This is a genomic window from Streptomyces sp. V4I2 (assembly GCF_030817655.1).
GTDB lineage: Bacteria > Actinomycetota > Actinomycetes > Streptomycetales > Streptomycetaceae > Streptomyces > Streptomyces plumbiresistens.
Window position 1 is genome coordinate 5,196,553 of record NZ_JAUSZM010000003.1, and the last position, 21,626, is coordinate 5,218,178.

The window sequence follows — 21,626 nt, forward strand, 5'->3', positions numbered from 1 at the left end:
CCGCGGCCGTGGAGACATGGCTCCCGGGCGGATGTATCCGTCATCACACCTACTCCACGGACGGCAACGTCTCGCCTTTCGGACACCCGCCGTCCATGCGCGCGCCGCCCCTCGTCCTACCCGGCCAGCCGGACGTTCGAACCCTTCACCGTGATCTCCACACCGTTCTGCGCCGCCTGCACCTTGTCCAGCTGGATGCCGCCGGGCAGCCCGTCGATCTTCTGCTCGAAGTCGGTGACCGTACGGGCCCGGTTCTCGGCGAGGTCGACGCCGGCGAACGAGGGCAGCGTGTCGGCGTGCACCTTCACGGTGTCGCCCTCGGCGGTGACCGAGCTGAGCACGTAGACCGGCTCGGGCAGCTTCGTGCCGAGCACCGTCGCGTCGATCTCGACCTTGATCTTGCCGTTGCCGCCGTCGGAGAGGCCGACGATCTCGGCGGTGACGCCGGGGGCGACCTGGGTGGGCTGGGCCTTGGCGGTCTTGAGCAGCTCGTCGTACGTGATGGACGCGGTGCCGATGGCGCTGTTGGCGGTGGCGGAGCTGTAGTCGCCGGAGAACTCGACGCCCCTCATGTTCGCCTTGAGGTCGTCGATACGGATGGTTCCGCCGGTGGTGCCGGTGTCCGCCTCGTAGTCCTGGATGTCGACCTCGACGTCGTCGAGCACGCCGCCGACGACCTGGGTGAGGAAGGGGAAGCCCTTGATGGAGACGTCGGGGGTGGCGGCCAGGCCCTCGGTGGTCTTCAGCTTGTCCGCCGCCTCGTCCTCCGCGAAGTTGACCGCGAGACGGTCGGCGAGGACGAAGAGGCCGCCGATGATCACGACGAGGATCAGAAGTATTCGCAGTGCGCGCATGCGGTGTGTCCCCCACGACGGCGGTCAGACGACGGTCGGTTGACGGACGGGTGGCCGTCGAGCGTGAGGGTAACCCTGCGCCGGGCGGGGACCGGGAAATTGTCGATCAGCTGTGACAGCTGTGACATGAGCGACGGACCGCCCGGCCGCGTCAGGCCAGCGCCCGCCCCAGCACGTAGACCGCCGGTGCGGCCGCCGCCAGCGGCAGTGCCACACCCGCCGTCAAGTGCACGAACTTCGACGGGTAGTCGTAGCTCGCCACCCGGTGGCCGATCAGCGCGCACACCGCCGCGCCACCGCCGAGCAGCGCGCCCTTCGCGCCGAGCCCCGTCAGCTGGCCGACCGCGATCCCCGCGCCCGCCGCGGCGAGCAGGGAGACGGCCACGGAGGCCGGGGTCGGCAGGGGCAGCGCGCGGGCCAGGACGGCGACCGCCACCGCGGCCGCGCCGACCGTGACCGCGTCCGGGTCGGCCGCGAGGTGGCCGGCCGCGATGATCGCCAGGGCCGCCGAGGCGACCGTCGCCATCAGGCCGTACATCCGCTCGTCCGGTTCGGCGTGCGAGCGCAGTTGGAGGACGAGGGAGAGCAGGACCCAGACGCCCAGCGTGCCGAGGATCGCGGCGGGCCCGTGCTCGCGGCCGGCCGCGAGGAGTACGGCGTCCGCCGCCAGCGCGCCCAGGAACGCCAGTGCGATGCCCTGCCGGGCGGGCCACATGCCGTTGAGCCGGAACCAGCCGGCCGCCGTGACGGCCTGGAGGACGACGAGCGGTACGAGGAGGGCGTACGACCCGATGGCCGCCGTACCGGACAGGAGCAGGCCGAGCAGCGCGGTGAGCGCGGCGGGCTGCATGCCGGGCTCGATGATGGGGGAACGCCCCTCGAGGCGGGCCCGCTGCGCGTCGGTGATCCGGGCGTTGCCGGCGACGGTGGCGGGGCCGTAGCCGGAGGTCGTCTCCCCGGATACGGGCGTCAGGGAGGCTTGGGGTGCTTGGGGTGCCTGCGCCTGGGGCTGCGGTCCTCCGTAGGACGCGTACGCCGGCTGCGCGGGCGCCTGCTGCGGCATGTACGCCGTCTCGGCCGGCGCCGACGACTGGACAGGCTGCACGGCCTGCGCCGGCTGCTGGACCTGCGTCTCCCAGGTCTGCCCCTGCCACTGCTGCGTGTACTGCTGGGCGGCCTGCGGCTCCTCGTAGGCCTGCTGCCAGTACGGGTCGTGCCCCTCGTGCCCCTCGTACCCCTGTTGGTACGGGGCAGGGCCCGTACCGCCGTCATGCGGCTGGTCGCTCATCGTCACCCTCCTGCGAACGGCGGCAGCACCTCGACCGTGCCGCCGTCGGCCAGCCGTACGGTCTCATGTCCGCGGGTGCCCACGGGGTCACCGTCGACGAGGAACGAGCATCGCTGCAGGACGCGCACGAGTTCGCCGGGGTGTCGCCCGCGCACGGCGTCGAGCGCCTCGGCGAGCGTGGCCGCGTCGAACGGCTCCTCGGCGATCCCGGCCGCGGCCTTCGCGGCCGCCCAGTAGCGCACCGTGACCTTTGCCATCGGGTTCCTCAATCAATCGGCGGTGTACACGGCCAGGCTAGCCCGGCTGTGAGAGCGCCCAGTCCCCGATCCGGGCCAGCAGCTCGTCGGTGGCCGCGTGCTCGGCGTGGCCCATGCCGGGCTCCAGCCAGAGTTCGCCGTGGTCACCGGCGGCGGTGGCCAGCATGCGGGGGTGGTCGACCGGGAAGTAGCCGTCCTGCTCGCCGTGGACGACGAGCAGGGGCGTCGGCGCGATCCGCGGCACCGCCTCCACCGGGGACAGCGGCACCGGGTCCCACTCCCGGTGATGGATGCGCGTCCGCAGCCCGTAGCGGCCCACCAGGCGGCCCTCGGGGCGCGTTACCAGCCAGTGCAGGCGGCGCATAGGGGCCGTGCCCCGGTAGTACCAGCGGGCGGGAGCGCTCACCGAAACCACCGCGTCCGTTACCGCTTCCGTGCGCCCCTCGCGCCCCGCTCGCTCCGAGCCTCGCTCCGATCCTTCCGGCGGGAACAGTGCCGCGTGCCGCAGCACCACCGAGCCGCCCATGGAGAAGCCGACGGTGGCCACGCGCGCGTGCCCGAAGGAGCGAGCCCACTCCACCGCGGCGGCGAGGTCGAGCACCTCCTTGTCGCCGACCGTCGAACGCCCGCCGGAGGCGCCGTGGCCGCGGAAGGAGAAGGTGACCACGGCCCCGTACTGGGCGAACACCTGCGCGATGCGGCGGACGTGCGGGCGGTCCACGTCGCCGGTGAAACCGTGCGCGATGACGAACACCAGGTCACGGGAAGGTGGCCGTCCGGCGTCGTATACGACCACTCCCGGGTCGTATACGGAATCAATGGAAATCCCATCGGCGGTGTACAGAAACGTCCGCAAAGGTGCGCGTCTGCTCGTCTCGGAGTTCGGACGAACGGTGGAACGCGCCACATGACCTGCCGCTCCGGTGCTCATGTGGGCTATTCTCCTAGGCAGAGGACTCGGGCAGCGTAGCCCCCGAGTCCTTTTGTGCTTTCGGACGCGTTGTATACGAGGCGGAAAACCGCAGGTGTACGGGCCCCGGGAATGCAGAGCAGTCCGCAGTACCGCAGTGCCGCAAACGTCCTCGCAGGGACCGAGGAGGAACCAGACGTATGAGTTCTCTGCTGCTCCTGACCAATGCCCTCCAGCCGTCGACGGAGGTGCTTCCCGCCCTCGGCCTGCTTCTGCACAACGTGCGAGTGGCTCCGGCCGAAGGCCCCGCCCTCGTCGACACCCCGGGCGCCGACGTCATTCTCATCGACGGGCGCCGCGACCTCCCGCAGGTCCGCAGCCTGTGCCAGCTGCTGCGGTCCACCGGGCCCGGCTGTCCACTCATCCTCGTAGTGACCGAAGGCGGCCTCGCGGCCGTCACCGCCGACTGGGGCATCGACGACGTCCTGCTGGACACCGCCGGACCGGCGGAGGTCGAGGCGCGCCTGCGCCTGGCCATGGGCCGCCAGCAGATCGTCAACGACGACTCCCCCATGGAGATCCGCAACGGCGACCTGTCGGTCGACGAGGCGACCTACTCCGCCAAGCTCAAGGGCCGCGTCCTCGACCTCACCTTCAAGGAGTTCGAGCTCCTGAAGTACCTCGCCCAGCACCCGGGCCGCGTCTTCACGCGCGCTCAGCTGCTGCAGGAGGTCTGGGGCTACGACTACTTCGGCGGCACCCGCACGGTCGACGTGCACGTACGACGACTGCGCGCCAAGCTCGGACCCGAGCACGAGTCGCTGATCGGGACCGTCCGGAACGTCGGTTATCGATTCGTTACGCCGGAGAAGGCCGACCGCACCTCGGACGAGGCGAAGGCCAAGGCGGCCCAGGCGGGCCCCGCAAAGCCGGAGGATGCGGACGAGGCGACCGCTCTGGACGGCACGGAGATCCCCGCGGAGGCATAGCGGCCGCTCGGGCGGGGCTCGCCTACGCACCGGTAGCCTCCTTGACGCCCTGCCCAGAGCGGGTCCATCCGCGTAGACTCCGCGCGTGGCCAAGGTAACCAGGGATGATGTAGCGCGACTGGCGGGTACGTCGACCGCCGTCGTCAGCTATGTCATCAACAACGGACCCCGGCCGGTTGCCCCGGCCACGCGCGAGCGTGTCCTCGCCGCGATCAAGGAACTGGGTTACCGGCCCGACCGGGTCGCCCAGGCGATGGCGTCCCGGCGTACGGACCTCATAGGCCTGATCGTGCCGGACGCGCGCCAGCCCTTCTTCGGGGAGATGGCGCACGCGGTCGAACAGGCCGCGTCCGAGCGCGGAAAAATGGTGCTCGTCGGCAACTCCGACTACATCGGCGAGCGCGAGGTCCACTATCTGCGTGCCTTCCTCGGGATGCGCGTCTCGGGCCTGATCCTCGTCAGCCACGCGCTGAACGACAACGCCGCCGCCGAGATCGACGCCTGGGACGCCCGCGTGGTCCTGCTGCACGAGCGGCCCGAGGCCATCGACGACGTCGCCGTCGTCACGGACGACCTGGGCGGCGCCCACCTCGCCGTGACCCATTTGCTGGAGCACGGCTACGAGTACGTCGCCTGTATGGGCGGCATAGCGGAGACCCCGTCGGTCGGCGACCCGGTCTCCGACCACGTCGAGGGCTGGCGGCGCGCCATGTCCGAGGCCGGGGTGTCCACGGAGGGCAGGCTCTTCGAAGCCCTGTACAACCGCTACGACGCCTACCAGGCCGCCCTCAAGATCCTCTCCGGGCCCAACCGCCCGCCCGCGATCTTCTGCTCCACCGACGACCAGGCGATCGGCCTGCTGCGCGCGGCGCGCGAGCTGCGCATCGACGTCCCCGGCGAGCTGGCGGTGGCCGGCTTCGACGACATCAAGGAAGCGGCACTCGCCGACCCGCCGCTGACCACGATCGCATCGGACCGCTCCGCGATGGCACGGGCCGCGGTCGACCTCGTCCTCGACGACGGGCTGCGGGTGGCCGGGTCCCGGCGGGAGCGGCTGAAGGTGTTCCCGTCGCGGCTGGTGGTCCGGCACTCCTGCGGCTGCGTGTGACGGCAGTCCTGCGGCTGCGTGTAACGGCTGCGGTGTGTCCCGGAGGACTCCGGCGGGCTTGCTGAGGGTTTTCTGAGAGAGTCCCCCAAGCTGCCAGAAGCGTCTTTATATCGGACGTACGAGGTTCTGCCGGGCTTCTCAGGGAGCACTCAGGGAGCTCTCATGGTCGACGGACAAGCTACGTGTCATGACCGAGAGCTTCCGCCGCAGCGGCGAGTACGAGAACCCCGAGCAGTCCCAGGGTCACGGCGACCAGGCCGCGTACCCCCAGCAGCAGGCCTCCTCCCCCGTGAACCCCGAGTGGCCGCCCCCGCCGGCGCACGAGCCCGTGCAGCCGGTCACCGTCGAGCCGGGCACCACGGTATGGCCGGGCCAGGCCTCGCAGGCGTCCGCGCCGGCCGGATTCGCGGCCGGCGGTGCCCACGGCGGCGGTGACGGCCACGGCGGCGGTACGGCCGTGATGACGGCGGTCCCCGCCGAGCCCGCGCCGCCGGCCCACAAGAAGCGCACCCGGGGCCCGATCGCCCTGCTCGCCGCCGTGGCGATCGTCGCCGCGGCGATAGGCGGCGGTACCGCGTACGGCATCCAGGAACTGACCGGCAACGACACGGTCGCCTCCAGCAGCACCAGCACCACCGTGGTGCCGTCCGCCGACAAGGGCACGGTCGCCGGAGTGGCCAAGGCGGTCAGCCCGAGCATCGTCGAGATCAACGCCACCTCCAACGCCGGCGAGTCCACCGGCTCCGGCGTGATCATCACGAGCGACGGCGAGATCATCACCAACAACCACGTCGTGTCCGGCGCCTCCTCGATCAAGGTGAGCACCAGCGACGGCAAGACCTACACCGCGAAGGTCGTCGGCACCGACAGCAAGAAGGACCTCGCCCTGATCAAGCTGGAGAACGCCTCCGGCCTGACCGTGGCCACCCTCGGCGACTCCAGCGGCGTCCAGGTCGGCGACACGGTCGTGGCGATCGGCTCCCCCGAGGGTCTGACCGGCACCGTCACCAGCGGCATCGTCTCCGCCCTGAACCGTGACGTCACGGTCTCGACCGACGAGAGCCAGGGCCAGGGCGGCGGCAGCGGCCAGTGGCCGTTCGAGTTCGGCGGCCGGCAGTTCAACGGCGACACCGGTTCCTCGACCACCACGTACAAGGCGCTCCAGACGGACGCCTCGCTGAACCCCGGCAACTCCGGCGGCGCGCTCATCGACATGAACGGCAACATCATCGGCATCAACTCCGCGATGTACTCGGCCGCCGACGCCACCAGCTCGTCGAGCGCCGGCAGCGTGGGCCTCGGCTTCGCCATCCCGATCAACACCGTCAAGTCCGACCTGCCCACACTGCGGGCCGGCGGTTCCGACAGCTGAACCCCACCCGACCCGGCTTCGTAGGGAGTACGTCATGTTCAAGCAGGTTTCGCACACGGTGGCCGGCACCGACCCGGCCGGCTTCGCCCTGGCCCTTGAGGTGGCGTACGAGCTGCACGCGCCGGTGACGACGCGGGCGCCCGAGGTGGCCACCGCCGCCCACGGCGCGGGCCGCCGCGCGAAGGCCGCCGCCCGCCGCCGTACCGTGCGCGGCTGATCCCACCCGACTCTTCCTTCAGCGGCAGCAGGGAAACATGCGAGGCTGAAAGCGGTCAGCACCGTTCAGCACCCTTGAGCAGCCCCAGCACGTTTCAGTCCCCTGTCGTCCCACCGCACCCGAGGAATCCGAAGCCCATGAGCCCCGCCGAAGGCGACCGTGACACCCAGCGCATCCTGATCGTCGACGACGAGCCGGCGGTGCGTGAAGCACTCCAGCGCAGCCTCGCCTTCGAGGGCTACGACACGGAGGTCGCGGTCGACGGCGCGGACGCCCTGGAGAAGGCGACCGCGTACCAGCCCGACCTGGTCGTCCTCGACATCCAGATGCCCCGCATGGACGGCCTCACCGCCGCCCGCCGGATCCGCGGCGCGGGCGACACCACCCCCATCCTGATGCTGACGGCCCGCGACACGGTCGGCGACCGGGTGACGGGCCTGGACGCCCGGGGCCGACGACTACCTGGTCAAGCCCTTCGAACTCGACGAACTCTTCGCCCGCGTCCGCGCGCTGCTGCGCCGCAGCTCGTACGCGGCGGCGGCCGGGGCAGGTTCGGCGGCGGACGACGAGGCGCTCACCTTCGCGGACCTGCGCATGGACCTCGCGACGCGGGAGGTCACCCGTGCCGGGCGGCCCGTGGAGCTGACCCGCACCGAGTTCACGCTCCTCGAGATGTTCATGGCCCACCCACGCCAGGTCCTCACGCGCGAGCAGATCCTCAAGGCGGTCTGGGGCTTCGACTTCGAGCCGTCCTCCAACTCCCTCGACGTGTACGTCATGTACCTCCGCCGCAAGACCGAGGCGGGCGGCGAGCCGCGGCTCGTGCACACGGTGCGGGGTGTGGGGTATGTGTTGCGGCAGGGCGGGGCGGAGTGAACAGGGTTGCACGGCGGTTCCGGTCGCTGCCGATCCGCTCGCGCTTGGCGATGCTGGTCGCGGCGGCGGTGGCGTTCGCGGTGGCGGCGGTCTCGGTGACCTGTTGGTTCATCGTGCAGGGGAAGCTGTACGACCAGGCCGACGCCGACCTGAAGGACATGGTGCAGCGGCCCGGCACGGTCGACGCCCTCCTCCAGAGGTGCACGCAGACCCCGCTGGAGAACACGCAGAACTTCCCGGGCCGGAACGACTACGTCCAGGCGATCAAGGAGGAGGGCGACCCCTGCGTCGACCCGAACTCGCCGGGCACGGTCGAGGTCACCGGCTCCGACAAGGACGTGATCAAGGGTGCGAAAGCCAACCAGCTCTTCATCCGCAACGGCACCGACGAGGACGGCAACGCCGTACGCGTTCTGACCCGGTACCTGGGCGTCGACCAGAACGACACCCAGGGAGTCGCCCTGCAGCTCGCGGTCCCCCTCAAGGGCACCCAGTCCACCCTCAACGAACTCGCCCTCATCCTCCTCCTCGTCTCCGGCGTGGGAGTCATCGGCGCCGGGGCCGCCGGCCTCATGGTGGCCCGCGCCGGCCTCCGCCCCGTCGACAAGCTCACCGAAGCCGTCGAACACGTGGCCCGCACCGACGACCTGCACATCCGCATCCCCGTGGAGGACGACAGCGAGGACGAGGTCGCCCGCCTCTCCCGGTCCTTCAACTCGATGACCTCGTCCCTCGCCAACTCCCGCGAGCTCCAGCAGCAGCTCATCGCCGACGCCGGTCACGAACTCCGCACCCCCCTCACCTCCCTGCGTACCAACATCGAGCTCCTCACCCGCAGCGAGGAGACCGGCCGCCCCATCCCCGAGGCCGACCGCAAGGCGCTCCTCGCCTCCGTGAAGGCGCAGATGACCGAGCTGGCCGCCCTCATCGGCGACTTGCAGGAGCTGTCCCGCTCGGAGGGGCAGCGGGGCGAACGCCTTCAGGTGGTGTCGTTGGAGGACACCGTCGAGTCGGCGCTCCGCCGGGCACGGCTCCGCGGTCCCGAGCTGACGATCACCGCCGACCTCCAGCCCTGGTACGTCCGCGCGGAACCGGCCGCCCTGGAGCGCGCGGTCGTCAACATCCTGGACAACGCGGTGAAGTTCAGCCCCGAGGGCGGCAGCGTCGAGGTGCAGCTCGCCCAGGGTGTGCTCACCGTCCGCGACCACGGCCCCGGCATCCCCGCCGAGGAACTCCCGCACGTCTTCGACCGCTTCTGGCGCTCCCCCAGCGCCCGCGCCCTGCCCGGCTCCGGTCTCGGCCTGTCGATCGTCGCGCGTACGGTCGAGCAGGCCGGCGGCGAGGTCGGCCTGGGCCGCGCGGAGGGCGGCGGCACGGTGGCGACCGTACGACTGCCGGGGGCGCCGACGCCTCCGCCGGAAGCGCCCGCCGTCGAGTGACTCTCGCGTAGGGTGCCCGGATGACTGCGGTACCGGAGACGTTCGTACGGACCACCGTCGATCGCGAGGGAGCGGCGGGAGCGGCGTGGATCGCCGAACTGCCGGGCCTCGTGGACGAGTTGCTGGAGCGCTGGGCGTGCGCGCCGGACGGTGAGGTGACGCACGGCGGCGTCGGCTTCATCGTCCCCGTGCGACGGAAGGACGGCGCGGACGCCGTACTGAAGGTGTCGTTCCCGCATCCCGGCAACGTCCACGAGCCGGACGCGTTCGCCGCGTGGGACGGGCGCGGTGCGGTGCGGCTCCACGCGCGGGACGACGAACGGTTCGCGATGCTGCTGGAGCGGGCGCGGCCGCAGACCCTGGCCGAGGCCGGTGACGAGGACGAGATCGTGACCGTCGCGGGGCGGCTCAACCGTCGGCTGGCCGTACCCGCGCCGACCGGGCCGCCGGAGCTGCCCCGGCTGCGGGACCGGGTCGACGCGTGGGAACGGGAACTGCGCACCGACGCCCGGGAGTTGGCGCACGCCCTGCCCGACCGGGTGCTGGACGCCGCCCTCGCCACCGTCCGCGAGCTGGGCCGCGTCCAGCCGGAGACCCTCGTCCACGGCGACCTGCACGCCCGCAACATCCTGCGCGCGGACCGTGAGCCCTGGCTGGCCGTCGACCCCAAGGGGTACGTGGGAGACCCCGCCTACGACGGCGGCACCCTGCTCAAGTCACGCTTCCTGGCCCTCCTCGAGGCGGACGACCTGTCCAAGGCCGTCCACCGAGCCCTGGACGTGTTCGCAGAGGCAGCGGAAGTCGACCGTGAACGGGTCCGGCGGTGGGCCCAGTTCCATGCGGTCGAGACGGCGTTCCACGGGCGGCGGCACGGGTTCCGGGTCGCGCGCGGGGGGCCGCGGCTGGACTGGATCATCCAGTTCGCGGACGAGCTTGCGGAGTTGCTCACGTAAGCGGGCAAAGACCGACAGGCAGGGCCGCCTTTCTGTCAATGTCCTGTCATGCCTCACGCGTTTTCGACCCTACCCGTGAGTTCTCTGCCATCTTCCTGGGCTGTCGGACAGGTGTCCGACCCATCTGCGCACAGCACACAGTGCACAGCACACCGTGCACAGCACACAGGAATGAGCCACCCCCCATGCGACTCATGCGCACATCGACGTTCAAGAAGAGCGCCCTGATCACCGCCTCGACCGTCCTCGCCCTCACCGGCCTGCTGGCCGGCACCGGCTCCGCGCAGGCGGCCGGCAGCGGCCCGGGCGGCGCGACGAACATCCGGGGCACGGACCCCGGCGACACCGACCTGATGATCGAGCGGCTCTGTGAGCAGGAGGGGAGCCTGACGGGCGTCTACGGCGCCCTCAACGTCGACACCGGCGAGTTCAAGACCCGGGACGAGTACCTGAACGACGTGTTCCCCCTCTGGGAGCCCGTAGGACCGTGGGAGACCTTCCGCGGCTGGTGCGGCTACGCGCAGTCCTCGACCTGGTCCACCACGGGCGAGCCGGTCCGCGTCTCCCCCTGGATCGGCAACCGGGGTTCGAAGGACGACAAGGAGACCTTCGTCAGCAGCTACAGCACCAAGACGTTCGCCAAGAAGAGCGTCGGCGCCTCGATCAGCCTCTCCCTCGCCAAGAGCATCTTCTCCGGCACCGTGGGCGGCACCGCCGGCTACGAGTGGGGCTGGGAGAAGACCTCGTCCTTCGAGCGCCGCAGCGAGAAGACGATCCCGCCGTGCACCCAGGTCGCCGTGACCTGGACGCCGTACCAGCGCGTGGTGCGGGTGAATCCGGTCTTCTACGTCGAGGACTACCAGTGGAACAAGGACCCCTCCAGCAAGGACAACATGCGGACCGTGCACAGTTGGCGTGACCGGGGCTACAACACCATCTACTCCTACGGCTACTACATCGACGGCGTCTCCGACAAGCTCCTGCCCAACGGCCAGCCCGACGGCCGTGAGGACAAGTGGGAGCAGAAACTGGACGCGAAGACCTGCGCCTGAACCCTGCCCCTGAGACCTGCGGCTGAGCCCTGCTCAGCGGATGTGGGCCGGCGCGGCAACCTTTCCCTCACCGGCTGCGACAAGCAAGTGACGTGATCCCCCTGTCACTTGACTCGATCGGAAACCGCCGTGAGTGAAACCCGCAGCAAGCCCCGCCACCGCAGAAGGAAGACCGCGCTGGCGGTCGGCGTCCCCCTGGCGCTGACCGCCGCCGGCACTCTCGCCTATGGCACGGACATCGGTGTCTTCGGCGCGGACGCTCAGCGCACGGCCGCCGCGGCCACCGCCGCCCCCGCCTGGGCCACCGCCACCGCCGACGGCTTCGCGTCCGTCAACGCCCTGGGCCAGAACGGCACGTACGGCGGCCGGGACGGCAAGACGGTCACCGTGAAGACGCTCGCCGACCTGGAGAAGTACGCGACGGCCGCCGAGCCGTACGTCATCGTCGTGGCCGCCACGATCAACATGAACCCGGTCGGCAAGGAGATCAAGGTCGCCTCCGACAAGACGATCGTCGGGTCCGGGACCTCCGGGCACATCGTCGGCGGCGGGTTCTTCCTCGGCTCGGGCGTCCACAACGTGATCATCCGGAACCTGACGATCCGGGACGCGTACCAGGGCATCTGGAACGACAAGGACCACGACTTCGACGCGATCCAGATGGACGGCGCCCATCACGTCTGGATCGACCACAACGACCTGCGGAACATGGCCGACGGGCTCATCGACGTCCGCAAGGACAGCACGAACGTCACCGTCTCCTGGAACAAGCTGAGCAACGACAACAAGGCCTTCGGCATCGGCTGGACCGAGAACGTCGTCACCGACATCACGATCCACCACAACTGGATCCGCGAGACCGAGCAGCGCAACCCGTCGACGGACAACGCGGCCCACGCGCACCTCTACAACAACTTCCTGGAGGACGTGGCCGGGACCACGATCAAGTCCTCCTACGGCAACTACTCGCGCGGCGCGACCAAGATGCTCCTGGAGAACTCCTACTTCCAGGGCATGAACAACCCGGTCATCAAGGACAGCACCGCGAGCATCGTCCAGAAGGGCAACACGTTCGTCTCCACGACCGGGCGCAACGAGAGCGGCGGGACGGCCTTCGACCCGAAGACGTACTACGCGTACACGGCGGACAAGACGGCGGACGTGCCGTCTCTCCTCAAGTCCGGGGTGGGACCGCGCGGTTCGATCGGTACGGCGACCGCCTCGGCGACCGCCGCGGCCGCCACCACCCTCACCGTCGCCAAGGACGGCAGCGGCCAGTACGCGACCGTGCAGGCCGCGGTGAACGCCGTACCGGCGAACAACGCCTCGCGGGTCGTCATCGCGGTGAAGCCGGGGACGTACCGCGAGCTGGTGAAGGTTCCCTCCAACAAGCCGCACGTCACCATCCAGGGCACGGGCGGCAGCCGCAAGGACACGGTGATCGTCTACAACAACGCGTCGGGGACGCAGAAGCCCGACGGCTCCGGCACCTACGGCACCGGCGGCAGCGCCACCGTCGCCGTCGAGGCCGACGACTTCCAGGCCCGGAACCTGACCATCACCAACGACTTCGACGAGGCCGCGAACCAGTCCCTGTCCGGCCACCAGGCGGTCGCCCTGCGCACGGCTGCCGACAAGGTCTTCCTGGACTCGGTCATCGTCAACGGCGACCAGGACACGCTGCTGCTGGACACGGCCGGCAAGGACAAGCTCGGCCGTGTCTACGTCTCGAACTCCTACGTCACCGGCAACGTCGACTTCATCTTCGGCCGGGCGACGGCGGTGATCGACAGGTCGGTCATCACCCTGAAGAAGCGCTGGAACGGCACCTCGGCGGGCTACATCACGGCCCCGAGCACCGCCGCCAACCGCAAGGGCATCCTGATCTCCAACTCCACCGTGAACGGTGACGTGGCGTCCGCGTCCTTCTACCTGGGCCGCCCCTGGCACGCAGGCGGCGACGCCACCCTCGACCCGCAGACCACGGTCCGCAACACCACCCTCAGCGCCGCGATCAGGTCCACCCCCTGGACCGACATGAGCGGCTTCTCCTGGAAGGACGACCGCTTCGCCGAGTACAAGAACACCGGCGCGGGCGCGGGCACTGCGAGTTCCGACCGTCCCCAGCTGACGGACGCGCAGGCCGCCGGCCAGGAAGTCGCGGACTGGCTGGGGGACTGGACTCCTTCGGCCTCCTGAGGTGGGCGGGGGCAGGCCGGTGTGACGAGGCGGCGGCGCGGCGGGCACGCCGCCGCGGTGCGGGGCGCCTCTGTCCCGTCTCACTGAACCTTGACCGATCTCACTGAAGGTTGAGCGGTCCACTGCTGCTCAGCGCGTCGCCGGACTCCCGGGTGTGGTGAGTTTCGTTGAGACGTCGGCCAAGGTTCGGTGCGACGGGACAGCCGCCATCGAGGAGCCACCCCGCGGTGTTGGTTGTCCCGTCTCGAAGGATCTGGGCCCCGTCTCAAGTGACCTGGCCTGATTCGTCGTTGATCTCAGTTGATCTGGTTCGTCATCCTGATCGCTGCACTACTCTGGCGAGCCATGAACGCGGACCGCTGGTTGGCGGACACCCGGACCTCCTACGACACGGTCGCGGTCAGCTATGCCGACCAGCTACGCGAGGCTTTGGCCGGGGCGCCGTATCTTCGGGCGGCTCTGGCGCTGTTCGCCGACTTGGTGCACGTCGCTGGCGGTGGGCCGGTGGCGGACGTGGGCTGCGGACCTGGACACGTCACCGCTCACCTGCACGAGCTGGGTGTGGACGCTTTCGGCATCGACCTTTCATCCGTGATGATCGACGTGGCTCGGCGTGACCACCCCCGCCTGCGGTTCGAGGTGGGCTCGATGACCGACCTCGACCTCGCCGATGCTTCAGTCGTCGGCCTGCTCGCATTTTGGTCGTTGATTCACGTCCCCGACGAAGCAGTCCCCACGGTCTTCGCCCACTTCCGGCGCGTGTTGCGTCCCGGCGGACCACTGCTGCTCGGCTTTCACGTCGGCGACGAGTCGAGGCTGAAGACGCAGGGCTACGGCGGCCACCCGATGAACGTCCACGTTCACCGCCGCCAGCCTGACCAAGTGGCGGCCTGGATACGCGATGCCGGGTTCACCATCGAGGCCCAAATGCTGATCGACCCCGACAAGAGCGTTCCAGGTGGGGTCCTCTTCGCACGCCGTCAGTCCTAGCCGCATCAGCGGTCCGGTTGCGGCCGACGACATAGCGAAGTCGGACCACATCAACTGAGACAGCCTCCGGCATCCGCTCGCCAGGGACCACATCACTTGAGATTCCAGGCTTCCCCACGTCTCAACTGAACTGGTCGCCGCAGATCAGCGGCCCGTCTCGGAACCAGATCATTTAAGACGGGACATTAGTGTCCTTGGACAGTGAAGCCAGTCTCCCTGTCATCCAATTGAGGCGTTTGACACCGAACCTAGGCGTCCATGCGCTCTCGCCGCCCAGACCGGCTGGAGAACTCCAAAACGAGGCTGCGCAGGCGACGTTGCGGTGAAGAATGGCAGCCATGACGAACGAGGGCTCCTCCATCGACCCGACCAAGCCCAGCATCGCCCGCGTCTACGACTACCTGCTCGGCGGCAAGGACAACTACGCCGTGGACCGTGAGATCGGCGACGTGTTCAGGCGCGACCTGCCCGGTTCGGTGGCCATCGCCTTCGCCAACCGCGCGGCCCTGACGCGGGCGGTCAGGGAGATCGCGAAGACCACCGGCATTCGGCAGTTCATCGACCTGGGCAGTGGCCTGCCGACCGCGGACAACGTCCACCAGGTCGCGCAACGGCACGCTCCCGAGTCCCGGGTCGTCTACGTCGACATCGACCCCCAAGTGTTGGTCCACGGCCGCGCACTGCTGGAGAACAACGACCGGACCCGCGTCGTCGCGGTCGACGTGCGCAACCCCGAAGGCATCCGCACTCACCCCGACACCATCGAAATCATCGACTTCGCTCGTCCCGTCGCCGTCATCCTCAGCGCCATCCTCCACCACGTCAACGATGACGAGGACCCAGCCGGCATCGTCCGCTACTGGCGCGACCATGTCCCCTCCGGAAGCTACTTCTTCGTCAGCCACTTCCGCTCTGGCAACAACCCGGAGACCGCGGAGGCCGAGAAGGTCCTCCAGCAGACGTTCGGCCGCGGCCGGTGGCGCACCGACGCGGAAATCGCCTCTTTGCTGGACGGTCTGGAGATTCTCGACCCCGGGATCGTCCCCGCGTCCCTGTGGCGTCCCCACGAAATCGACAACACGTGGGACAGGGGCGAAAGACGAGAGCTCACGGTCTGGGAACACCTCATCGCCGCCGGACTGGCCCGGAAAGCCTAGACGTGATCCCCGGATGGCGATCGCCGGGCGGTTGCGCCTCTGGCCGCCAGATCGCCGGAGTGGCGAAACGCCTCGGTGTCGACGCCGGCAATTGAGCGGATTGACGTCCTGCCGACCGCACCGCCCAGACCCTGGCCGCGTGGCTGCGCGAGTTTCCCGGGGCCGAGTACGTCTGCCACGACGGTGGGATTGATGTTGCGACGGGCTGGCCCTTCGCGCCTGGCGAAGCCGAGGACTCCTCGCCGTCCTGTACCGGGTGGCAACAAGGCAGACGCCTTGACAGTGAAGTCAGTCGCCCCAGATCAGAGCGACGACGTCGACCAACTTCAGTGTCGAAGGACAGTCAGTCAGCAGTCAGATAGGCGATCGGCCCACCGGACACCGCCCCCTGCACCCGAGCACCCAGCAGCCTGACCGTCAGATCTGCGACCACCGGATCTTTCGTCATCAGCCCATACGACCGCTTATTCTCCAGCGTTCCCACCCGCCCGGCGACCTCCGCAGTGAAGGAATGGCGCACTTCCCCGTGCTGATGGCCGGCTCGGCCGCCGTCCTGCTGTGGCTGCCGGAGACCGTACGCGAGCGACGCCCGCTGAGCACCGTACGGCCGCAACGGCCCGGCCTGCCTCCGCAGGTACGGGCCGTGTTCGCACCCGCGGCGACCGCCTCGTTCGTGGGGTTCGCACTGTTCGGGGTCTTCACGTCGGTCAGCCCGGCGTTCCTCGCGCAGTCCCTGGACGTCGACAACCACGCGGTGAGCGGCCTCGTCGTCGCGCTTGCCTTCTTCTCCTCGACCGCGGGGCAACTGGCGGTCGGCCGGGTCGGCGTGGAACGCTCACTGCCGCTCGGCTGCGCCGGCCTCTTCGCCGGACTGGCCCTGCTCGCCGGCGCCCTGCACTGGGACCTGCTTGCGCTGGTGATCCTGAGCGCGCTCGTCGGCGGTGGGGGTCAGGGGCTGGCCTTCCGCGGGGCGCTGTCGGCGGTGGCCGAGGCGGCTCCCCCCGACCGCCGCGCGTCCGTGGTCTCCACGCTGTTCGTGGTGGCGTACGCGGGCATCTCGGTGCCGGTGATCGGTGTGGGCGTCCTGGCGGAACCGATCGGCCTGGAGGGGGCGGGGTTGGTCTTCATCGCGTGCATGACCGTCCTGGTCTCGACCGCGGGCGTGTACCTGCTCAGGCGGTCGGTCCGAGTCACGCCATCTCGCTCTTGACCTCCGCCAGGAATGACGACCACGAGGTCGTACCGAAGACCAGCACGGGACCTTGCGGAGTCTTGCTGTCGCGGACGGGGACGAGGTGCGTGTAGCCGTGGGCGACCTCGACGCAGTTGTTGTCTCCGCCGTCGCTGTAGGACGACTTGCGCCACTCAACGGTGGTGAGGTCGAGGGTGTGCTTCATGGTCTGTGCTCCTCCACTACGTCCCTGACGAACGCGAGTGATTCCGGCGGGGACAGCGCCAGGTCCCTGAGCCGATCGTAGGACAGTCGGTGCCGCAGAACCCCCGCCGGATCCTCGGTCAACTGGCCTCCGGCGTTGCCTTCCGTGTAGGCAACGGCACTTCCGTCCTCCTGCCAGAGCAGCGTCAGCGACGCGCTCATGTGGTGGTGCAGCCCAGCGGTGAAGGGCAGCACCTGAAGTGTCACGTTGGACCACATCGCGGCGGTCTCGAGATGAACCAGCTGGTCATGCCAGACCTTTGCGTGGGCAGCCGGACGACGGAACGCGAACTCATCCACGACGATCCTGACGTTGGGCTCCGGGTTCCGCCGCAGCAGGTACTGCCGTCCAATGCGCGCCGCCACCTGTTCTTCAACCAACTCACCGTCCTCAGGTGTTGTCTGGGCCCCAGACAACACCTCGCGGGCGAACTCCTCGGTCTGTAGCAGGCCCGGGACTCCCAGCGTGAACTTCCACATGATCCGCGCCGTCGCCTCCAGCTCCATGAACCGCTTGTACTGGTCCTTGAACGCATCCAGTCGCGCCGCGTGCCAGTGCCGAACCAGCAGGTCACCGGCCCCGTAGTACCCGTCCAAGTCCTCCATGACGGTCACCTTGGAAAGCCGCTCACCCGTCTCCAGACGGCTGAGGTAGCTCTTGTCGTACCCGGTCTCGTCGGCCAGCTGCCCCAGCGACTTCCCCGCCTTCTCCCGCAGGAATTTCAGCGTCCGGCCCAGTACGACCCGTCCCGACTCCCGCTGTCCGTCAACCGATTCGCTCACGTCACCCCTCACCGTTGCCTGGGGCCGCAGACAACACCGACCCCCTTCCGCAGCGTACGTGCGAGCAGTGACGATCGAGGCACGAACGGTAATCACCGCTCGTCAAGTCACTGAGAGGAGCACCGACATGAGGGAACGCATCGCGGGCCTCTGCGCATCACTGCTGCTGGCGATCATCCGTGCGCTACTGCCCCCCAGGGGCCGCCACCGAGCCGCTCCAACCCAATCGCCCCTCCGGGAAGTGACGTTGACGCCCCCTCTCGACGCCCACCCCTTTGAGCCGGACACGCCGCTCGTACGCCCGTACCTCCTCACCGCGGAAGAACGCCACGAGCGCAGACTCCAGCGGCAGCGGCGTCGCGCCCTGTGGCTCGCCGTCCACGGCATCGACGTAGGCCCGCGTCACATCCACGGCATGGAGGTCTCCGCGTGAGCACCTCCGAGCACCCCCGCGCGGCCGACGTCCTCCGTCTGCTGCCCTGGAGCACCCCCGAAGGCAACCCCTGCTACCTCAGCACTGACAGCGATCACAGCAGGCTCTCCCAGTTCGCCGACGACCTGGAAGAGGCCCAGATCGACTCGGGCGAGCAGGTACTCGCGGGTGCCAGGGCCGTGCTGGCCGACCCCAGGGCGGGCGAGCGGGCCGTGCGGTTCGCGCTCACCAGAGCCGCGGAATGCCTGGCGGACCTCCTCCGTATCGCGGTCAGCCGTGGCGAACGCATCCCCCGGAGGGAACCGTGAACCTCGGCCTCACCGTGTCATCGCCCGCATCCTCCAGCACTCCGCACCCGGCAAGCTCTACCGTGGACGTCCGGTCACCACTCGTCGTCCCTGCCGGAGAAGAGAAACCGATCATGGCTCACGAGGTGGATCCCCACTCCTGCGAAAGAACCCCCGAGGCGATCCGAGCCGCTCTGCAGCGGCGCCCCGACTGGCTGCAGGGCTTCGAACAGGACTGGCTCAGCGCGGCGGCCGACTTCGATCAGGCCGCGCTCGATGCCGTGACCGACAAGTGGTTCCCCTTCGCCCTGGCCTGCGCGACGCCCGGCTGCCTGGACGAAGTCGAGCAGAACGTCAAGCGGATGACCGAGGGCGACACCGAGGGCATGGTCTTCCGGGACGCCGACGGCACCGCCTACGACGCCGAGAACCGGCCGATCGACGCGGGCAGGTCGGGGTGAGTGCGTACGCGATCAGGTACGTCGACCGCGCGGCTCAGCGAAAGGCCGCCCTGAACACCTCCCGAGCCGCTTCCCTGGAAGACCTGGAAAAGCGGCTCAGCCGCCATGTCGTGATCAACGTCATCGACCTGGTGGCCGTCTGACCGAGCGGCCGGCCGCCCCCTCACACCCGCAACACCAACGTGTCCTCCGCCCTCCCCTCCAGCACCCGAGGCACAGGCCCCGCCAACCGCGCGTACATCCCACCCCGCGCCACCAGCTCCGCGTGCGACCCCGCCTCCACCAGCCGGCCTTCGTCGACGACGAGGATCCGGTCGGCGTCCGGGGCCAGGCTCAGGTCGTGGGTGATCATGATGGTCGTACGGCTGGACATCAGGCGCCGCAGTGGCTGGACGATCTGGCGGGCGGCGACCGAGTCGAGGCCGGCGGTGGGTTCGTCGAGGATCAGGACGGGGGCGGCTCGGAGCATTGCGCGGGCGATGGTGATGCGCTTGAGCTGGCCGCCGGAGAGGGTCGCCGTGCCGAGGGCGATCCGGGTGTCGTAGGCCTCGGGGAGTGCGGTGATGAAGGCGTGCGCGGCGGCGGAGCGGGCGACGCGTTCGATGTCCGCGTCGGTCGCGCCGGGGCTGCCGCACTCGATGTTCTCGCGGATCGTGTCGTTGAGGATCAGGGTTTCCTGGGGCAGGAGGGCGATCTGTTCGCGCAGGAAGTCGAGGGGTACGTCCGGGAGCGGGACGCCGTCCAGGGTGATCACGCCCGCCGAGGGGTCGTAGAAGCGGGTGAGGACTTTGGAGAGGGTGGACTTGCCTGCTCCGCTCGCGCCGGTGACGAGGACCAGTTCGCCGGGGGCGGCCGTGAAGGTGACGTCGTCGAGGGACTCGCGGGTCGCGCCCGGATAGCGGAACGACACCCCGTGGAAGCCGACCCAGCCTCGGACGGGCCAGGCGCGGACGGGGGCGGTGGGGTCCGCGACCGAGGGTTCCGCGTCGAGGATCTCGTTCAGGCGCTGGGCGCCTGCCGTCGCCGCGGTGAGGGTGAGGCCGAGTTGGCCGAGGTTGCGGACCGGCGGGTTGAGGTAGCCGATGAAGGCGGCGAAGGCGAGGAGTTGGCCGAGGGTCATGCGGTCGGCGGAGATCTCCCAGACGCCGAGGCCGATGACGGTGAGGACGCACACCGTCTCGACGACCTCGACGAACTGCTCGTACATCTCGCTCAGCCGGGCGCCGGGGCGACCTTGCGGAAGCTCACGCCTGTGTCCCTTTCAGCTTGTGAATTGATTTGGTTTACTTCGGTGAATTCATTGTCAGCCCTTGTGGGCCACCGGGCGACGCTTCGGGGCGGCGGCCTCAGTCGCCGGCCTCAGTCGCCGAAGGCCAGGCCCTGCCCGGCCAGTCGAACCCGGATCCCGTCCTTCTCCACCCGCACGTCCCGCAGCCTCAGCTCCCCGCGCTCCGGCTCGGGCAGCCGGAAGCCGAGGGACAGCTGGTCGGCGAGGACCGGGCGGGTGAGCCTGGAGAGGGCGTCGAGGAGCGCCGGGTCGAGGCCGAGGCGGTCGAGCACCTCGGGGTGGGCCAGGGTCAGGTCGAGGAGGTTGACCCGCATGGCCTGGTGGACGAAGTCGCGGGAACCGGTCAGCGCGGCGAGCTTGTCGTCGTTGCGCAGCGCCTCGCGGACGGTCGCGTTCGGCACCCCCATGCGCCGTACGACCGACGGCACCCCCAGCAGCGCCCGCACCTTGCGCGTCTCCCGGGCCAGCCGGGTCACCGACTTCGGTGTCAGATGCAGACCTTCCGAGGCACGGGCACCGGGCCGGTACGTCGCCAGGTCCCCCACGTCCAAGCGCATTCCGCCGATCGTCGTGGCGATGCCCTGGTCACCTGCGCGCCCGATGCGTACGTCGGCCCGCAGCCGCAGGTCGTGTCCGGCGACCGGCAGCGTGCCGCGGGCCAGGACCCGGTCCCGGCCCTGCCCCGTGAACGTCACCTGGGACGCGCCGAGTTCACGGTTCAGGTCGGCGAAGGAGAGCAACACGTCGCCGTTCAGCTCCGGCACCCGGGCCCCGCGCACGGAGGTCGGCCCGTCGCCGTCGAGGGTGATGTCCCGGGCCGTCGCCGACACCGAGGCCAGCGTGATCCGGTCGGCCGACACGTCCGGGACGGTCACCTTCACCGAGTCCAGACGCCCGTCGACGAGTTGGGGCAGGAAGGGGAAGCCGTCGATCTCCACCTCGGGGGCCGCAGTCAGCTTCAGGCGGTCCTTGAGGGCGTCCGCCGCCCGGTGCTCGGCGTAGAGAACGGCCCAGCGATCGGCGAGGGTGAGGAACGCGGCGAGCACCAGCAGGCCCACCACCGCCTTCAGCGCGAACGGCAGTCCGGCGAAGCGACCGCGCCGGCGGCGTCGGCCACCGCGGCGGTGCTGGGGCGGGGACCAGGGCTCCTCGTCCCCGCCCGGCACTTCAAACGGGTCGTGCAGGTTTGCGTAGGGATGCGTCGATATGTGGTGGGGGGCGCGCATCGATCCATCCGACCATGCGCGTGCCCCCCACCCGCAACCTCTACCCGAGGTA

At 69.7% G+C, this 21,626-nt stretch carries 21 protein-coding genes and 3 pseudogenes; 16 read left to right on the plus strand and 8 right to left on the minus strand.

What is annotated here, in order from left to right; genetic code table 11:
• Positions 1-116: 116 nt before the first annotated feature.
• The 4 genes from QFZ76_RS24495 to QFZ76_RS24510 all read right to left on the minus strand — a co-directional run bounded on the left by QFZ76_RS24495 (position 117) and on the right by QFZ76_RS24510 (position 3,330).
• The gene (locus QFZ76_RS24495) at positions 117-854 is read right to left on the minus strand and encodes a DUF2993 domain-containing protein (RefSeq protein WP_307675761.1); all 738 of its coding nucleotides are present in this window, start codon (positions 852-854) and stop codon (positions 117-119) included.
• A 151-nt stretch (positions 855-1,005) separates the two neighbouring features.
• Positions 1,006-2,142, minus strand: a complete 1,137-nt coding sequence (locus tag QFZ76_RS24500; protein WP_307675762.1) for a hypothetical protein — start codon at positions 2,140-2,142, stop codon at positions 1,006-1,008.
• Between the two features lie 2 nt (positions 2,143-2,144).
• Positions 2,145-2,399, minus strand: coding sequence for a MoaD/ThiS family protein (locus tag QFZ76_RS24505; RefSeq protein ID WP_266437362.1), 255 nt, complete (start codon positions 2,397-2,399; stop codon positions 2,145-2,147).
• A 37-nt stretch (positions 2,400-2,436) separates the two neighbouring features.
• Positions 2,437-3,330: an alpha/beta hydrolase gene (locus QFZ76_RS24510; RefSeq protein ID WP_307675763.1), complete on the minus strand. Its 894-nt coding sequence runs from the start codon at positions 3,328-3,330 to the stop codon at positions 2,437-2,439.
• 179 nt (positions 3,331-3,509) lie between these two features.
• Here QFZ76_RS24510 and QFZ76_RS24515 point away from each other — a divergent pair, with 179 nt between their 5' ends.
• The 12 genes and pseudogenes from QFZ76_RS24515 to QFZ76_RS24570 all read left to right on the plus strand — a co-directional run.
• Entirely contained in the window at positions 3,510-4,298 is a 789-nt protein-coding gene (locus QFZ76_RS24515; protein WP_266437357.1) for a response regulator transcription factor, read from the plus strand.
• Between the two features lie 85 nt (positions 4,299-4,383).
• Positions 4,384-5,406 carry a LacI family DNA-binding transcriptional regulator gene (locus QFZ76_RS24520; protein WP_266437356.1) on the plus strand — a complete coding sequence of 341 codons (1,023 nt, stop codon included), beginning with the start codon at positions 4,384-4,386 and terminating at the stop codon, positions 5,404-5,406.
• Positions 5,407-5,593: 187 nt separating this feature from the next.
• Positions 5,594-6,778: a S1C family serine protease gene (locus tag QFZ76_RS24525; protein ID WP_307675764.1), complete on the plus strand. Its 1,185-nt coding sequence runs from the start codon at positions 5,594-5,596 to the stop codon at positions 6,776-6,778.
• A gap of 34 nt (positions 6,779-6,812) precedes the next feature.
• Entirely contained in the window at positions 6,813-6,995 is a 183-nt protein-coding gene (locus QFZ76_RS24530; RefSeq protein WP_307675765.1) for a hypothetical protein, read from the plus strand.
• A 137-nt stretch (positions 6,996-7,132) separates the two neighbouring features.
• Positions 7,133-7,871: pseudogene (locus QFZ76_RS24535) on the plus strand (response regulator transcription factor).
• Positions 7,868-9,310 carry a HAMP domain-containing sensor histidine kinase gene (locus tag QFZ76_RS24540; protein ID WP_307675766.1) on the plus strand — a complete coding sequence of 481 codons (1,443 nt, stop codon included), beginning with the start codon at positions 7,868-7,870 and terminating at the stop codon, positions 9,308-9,310. The pseudogene QFZ76_RS24535 and the gene QFZ76_RS24540 overlap by 4 nt, the downstream one beginning before the upstream one ends.
• A 20-nt stretch (positions 9,311-9,330) precedes the next feature.
• Entirely contained in the window at positions 9,331-10,263 is a 933-nt protein-coding gene (locus tag QFZ76_RS24545) for an aminoglycoside phosphotransferase family protein (protein ID WP_307675767.1), read from the plus strand.
• Positions 10,264-10,457: 194 nt separating this feature from the next.
• Positions 10,458-11,315 carry a hypothetical protein gene (locus tag QFZ76_RS24550; protein WP_307675768.1) on the plus strand — a complete coding sequence of 286 codons (858 nt, stop codon included), beginning with the start codon at positions 10,458-10,460 and terminating at the stop codon, positions 11,313-11,315.
• A gap of 129 nt (positions 11,316-11,444) precedes the next feature.
• Positions 11,445-13,514, plus strand: coding sequence for a pectinesterase family protein (locus tag QFZ76_RS24555; protein WP_307675769.1), 2,070 nt, complete (start codon positions 11,445-11,447; stop codon positions 13,512-13,514).
• 345 nt (positions 13,515-13,859) lie between these two features.
• Entirely contained in the window at positions 13,860-14,504 is a 645-nt protein-coding gene (locus QFZ76_RS24560) for a class I SAM-dependent methyltransferase (protein ID WP_307680116.1), read from the plus strand.
• 329 nt (positions 14,505-14,833) lie between these two features.
• A complete protein-coding gene (locus tag QFZ76_RS24565; RefSeq protein WP_307675770.1) occupies positions 14,834-15,661 on the plus strand; it encodes an SAM-dependent methyltransferase in 828 nt (275 codons plus the stop codon).
• A 529-nt stretch (positions 15,662-16,190) separates the two neighbouring features.
• Positions 16,191-16,871, plus strand: a pseudogene (locus QFZ76_RS24570) (MFS transporter); the annotation flags it as partial.
• Here the strand turns inward: QFZ76_RS24570 and QFZ76_RS24575 are convergent.
• On the minus strand, positions 16,852-17,058 hold the full coding sequence (locus QFZ76_RS24575; protein WP_307675771.1) for a DUF397 domain-containing protein: 207 nt from the start codon (positions 17,056-17,058) through the stop codon (positions 16,852-16,854). The pseudogene QFZ76_RS24570 and the gene QFZ76_RS24575 sit on opposite strands and share 20 nt — an antisense overlap.
• Positions 17,055-17,879, minus strand: coding sequence for a helix-turn-helix transcriptional regulator (locus tag QFZ76_RS24580; protein ID WP_307680117.1), 825 nt, complete (start codon positions 17,877-17,879; stop codon positions 17,055-17,057). Before QFZ76_RS24580 ends, QFZ76_RS24575 begins: the two co-directional genes overlap by 4 nt.
• A 247-nt stretch (positions 17,880-18,126) precedes the next feature.
• On the opposite strand from QFZ76_RS24580, the gene QFZ76_RS24585 reads away from it, so the two are divergent.
• The 4 genes from QFZ76_RS24585 to QFZ76_RS24600 all read left to right on the plus strand — a co-directional run bounded on the left by QFZ76_RS24585 (position 18,127) and on the right by QFZ76_RS24600 (position 19,203).
• Positions 18,127-18,312, plus strand: coding sequence for a hypothetical protein (locus QFZ76_RS24585; protein ID WP_307675772.1), 186 nt, complete (start codon positions 18,127-18,129; stop codon positions 18,310-18,312).
• Entirely contained in the window at positions 18,309-18,620 is a 312-nt protein-coding gene (locus QFZ76_RS24590) for a hypothetical protein (RefSeq protein WP_307675773.1), read from the plus strand. The genes QFZ76_RS24585 and QFZ76_RS24590 overlap by 4 nt, the downstream gene beginning before the upstream one ends.
• Before the next feature lie 113 nt (positions 18,621-18,733).
• Positions 18,734-19,060, plus strand: a complete 327-nt coding sequence (locus QFZ76_RS24595; RefSeq protein ID WP_307675774.1) for a DUF6247 family protein — start codon at positions 18,734-18,736, stop codon at positions 19,058-19,060.
• Positions 19,057-19,203: a hypothetical protein gene (locus QFZ76_RS24600; RefSeq protein ID WP_307675775.1), complete on the plus strand. Its 147-nt coding sequence runs from the start codon at positions 19,057-19,059 to the stop codon at positions 19,201-19,203. Before QFZ76_RS24595 ends, QFZ76_RS24600 begins: the two co-directional genes overlap by 4 nt.
• A gap of 20 nt (positions 19,204-19,223) precedes the next feature.
• Here the strand turns inward: QFZ76_RS24600 and QFZ76_RS24605 are convergent.
• Both QFZ76_RS24605 and QFZ76_RS24610 read right to left on the minus strand, forming a co-directional pair.
• Positions 19,224-20,285: pseudogene (locus QFZ76_RS24605) on the minus strand (ABC transporter ATP-binding protein); the annotation flags it as partial.
• A gap of 134 nt (positions 20,286-20,419) precedes the next feature.
• Positions 20,420-21,574 carry a DUF2993 domain-containing protein gene (locus tag QFZ76_RS24610; protein ID WP_307675776.1) on the minus strand — a complete coding sequence of 385 codons (1,155 nt, stop codon included), beginning with the start codon at positions 21,572-21,574 and terminating at the stop codon, positions 20,420-20,422.
• Positions 21,575-21,626 lie beyond the last annotated feature (52 nt).

Bases quoted from the DNA above. Each gene is read 5' to 3' on its own strand.
- QFZ76_RS24610 (WP_307675776.1), bottom strand. From the start codon at position 21,574: ATGCGCGCCCCCCACCACATATCGACGCATCCCTACGCAAACCTGCAC.
- QFZ76_RS24530 (WP_307675765.1), top strand. From the start codon at position 6,813: ATGTTCAAGCAGGTTTCGCACACGGTGGCCGGCACCGACCCGGCCGGC.
- QFZ76_RS24510 (WP_307675763.1), bottom strand. From the start codon at position 3,330: ATGAGCACCGGAGCGGCAGGTCATGTGGCGCGTTCCACCGTTCGTCCG.
- QFZ76_RS24550 (WP_307675768.1), top strand. From the start codon at position 10,458: ATGCGCACATCGACGTTCAAGAAGAGCGCCCTGATCACCGCCTCGACC.
- QFZ76_RS24495 (WP_307675761.1), bottom strand. From the start codon at position 854: ATGCGCGCACTGCGAATACTTCTGATCCTCGTCGTGATCATCGGCGGC.
- QFZ76_RS24595 (WP_307675774.1), top strand. From the start codon at position 18,734: ATGGCTCACGAGGTGGATCCCCACTCCTGCGAAAGAACCCCCGAGGCG.
- QFZ76_RS24505 (WP_266437362.1), bottom strand. From the start codon at position 2,399: ATGGCAAAGGTCACGGTGCGCTACTGGGCGGCCGCGAAGGCCGCGGCC.
- QFZ76_RS24525 (WP_307675764.1), top strand. From the start codon at position 5,594: ATGACCGAGAGCTTCCGCCGCAGCGGCGAGTACGAGAACCCCGAGCAG.
- QFZ76_RS24560 (WP_307680116.1), top strand. From the start codon at position 13,860: ATGAACGCGGACCGCTGGTTGGCGGACACCCGGACCTCCTACGACACG.
- QFZ76_RS24545 (WP_307675767.1), top strand. From the start codon at position 9,331: ATGACTGCGGTACCGGAGACGTTCGTACGGACCACCGTCGATCGCGAG.
- QFZ76_RS24515 (WP_266437357.1), top strand. From the start codon at position 3,510: ATGAGTTCTCTGCTGCTCCTGACCAATGCCCTCCAGCCGTCGACGGAG.
- QFZ76_RS24500 (WP_307675762.1), bottom strand. From the start codon at position 2,142: ATGAGCGACCAGCCGCATGACGGCGGTACGGGCCCTGCCCCGTACCAA.
- QFZ76_RS24575 (WP_307675771.1), bottom strand. From the start codon at position 17,058: ATGAAGCACACCCTCGACCTCACCACCGTTGAGTGGCGCAAGTCGTCC.
- QFZ76_RS24565 (WP_307675770.1), top strand. From the start codon at position 14,834: ATGGCAGCCATGACGAACGAGGGCTCCTCCATCGACCCGACCAAGCCC.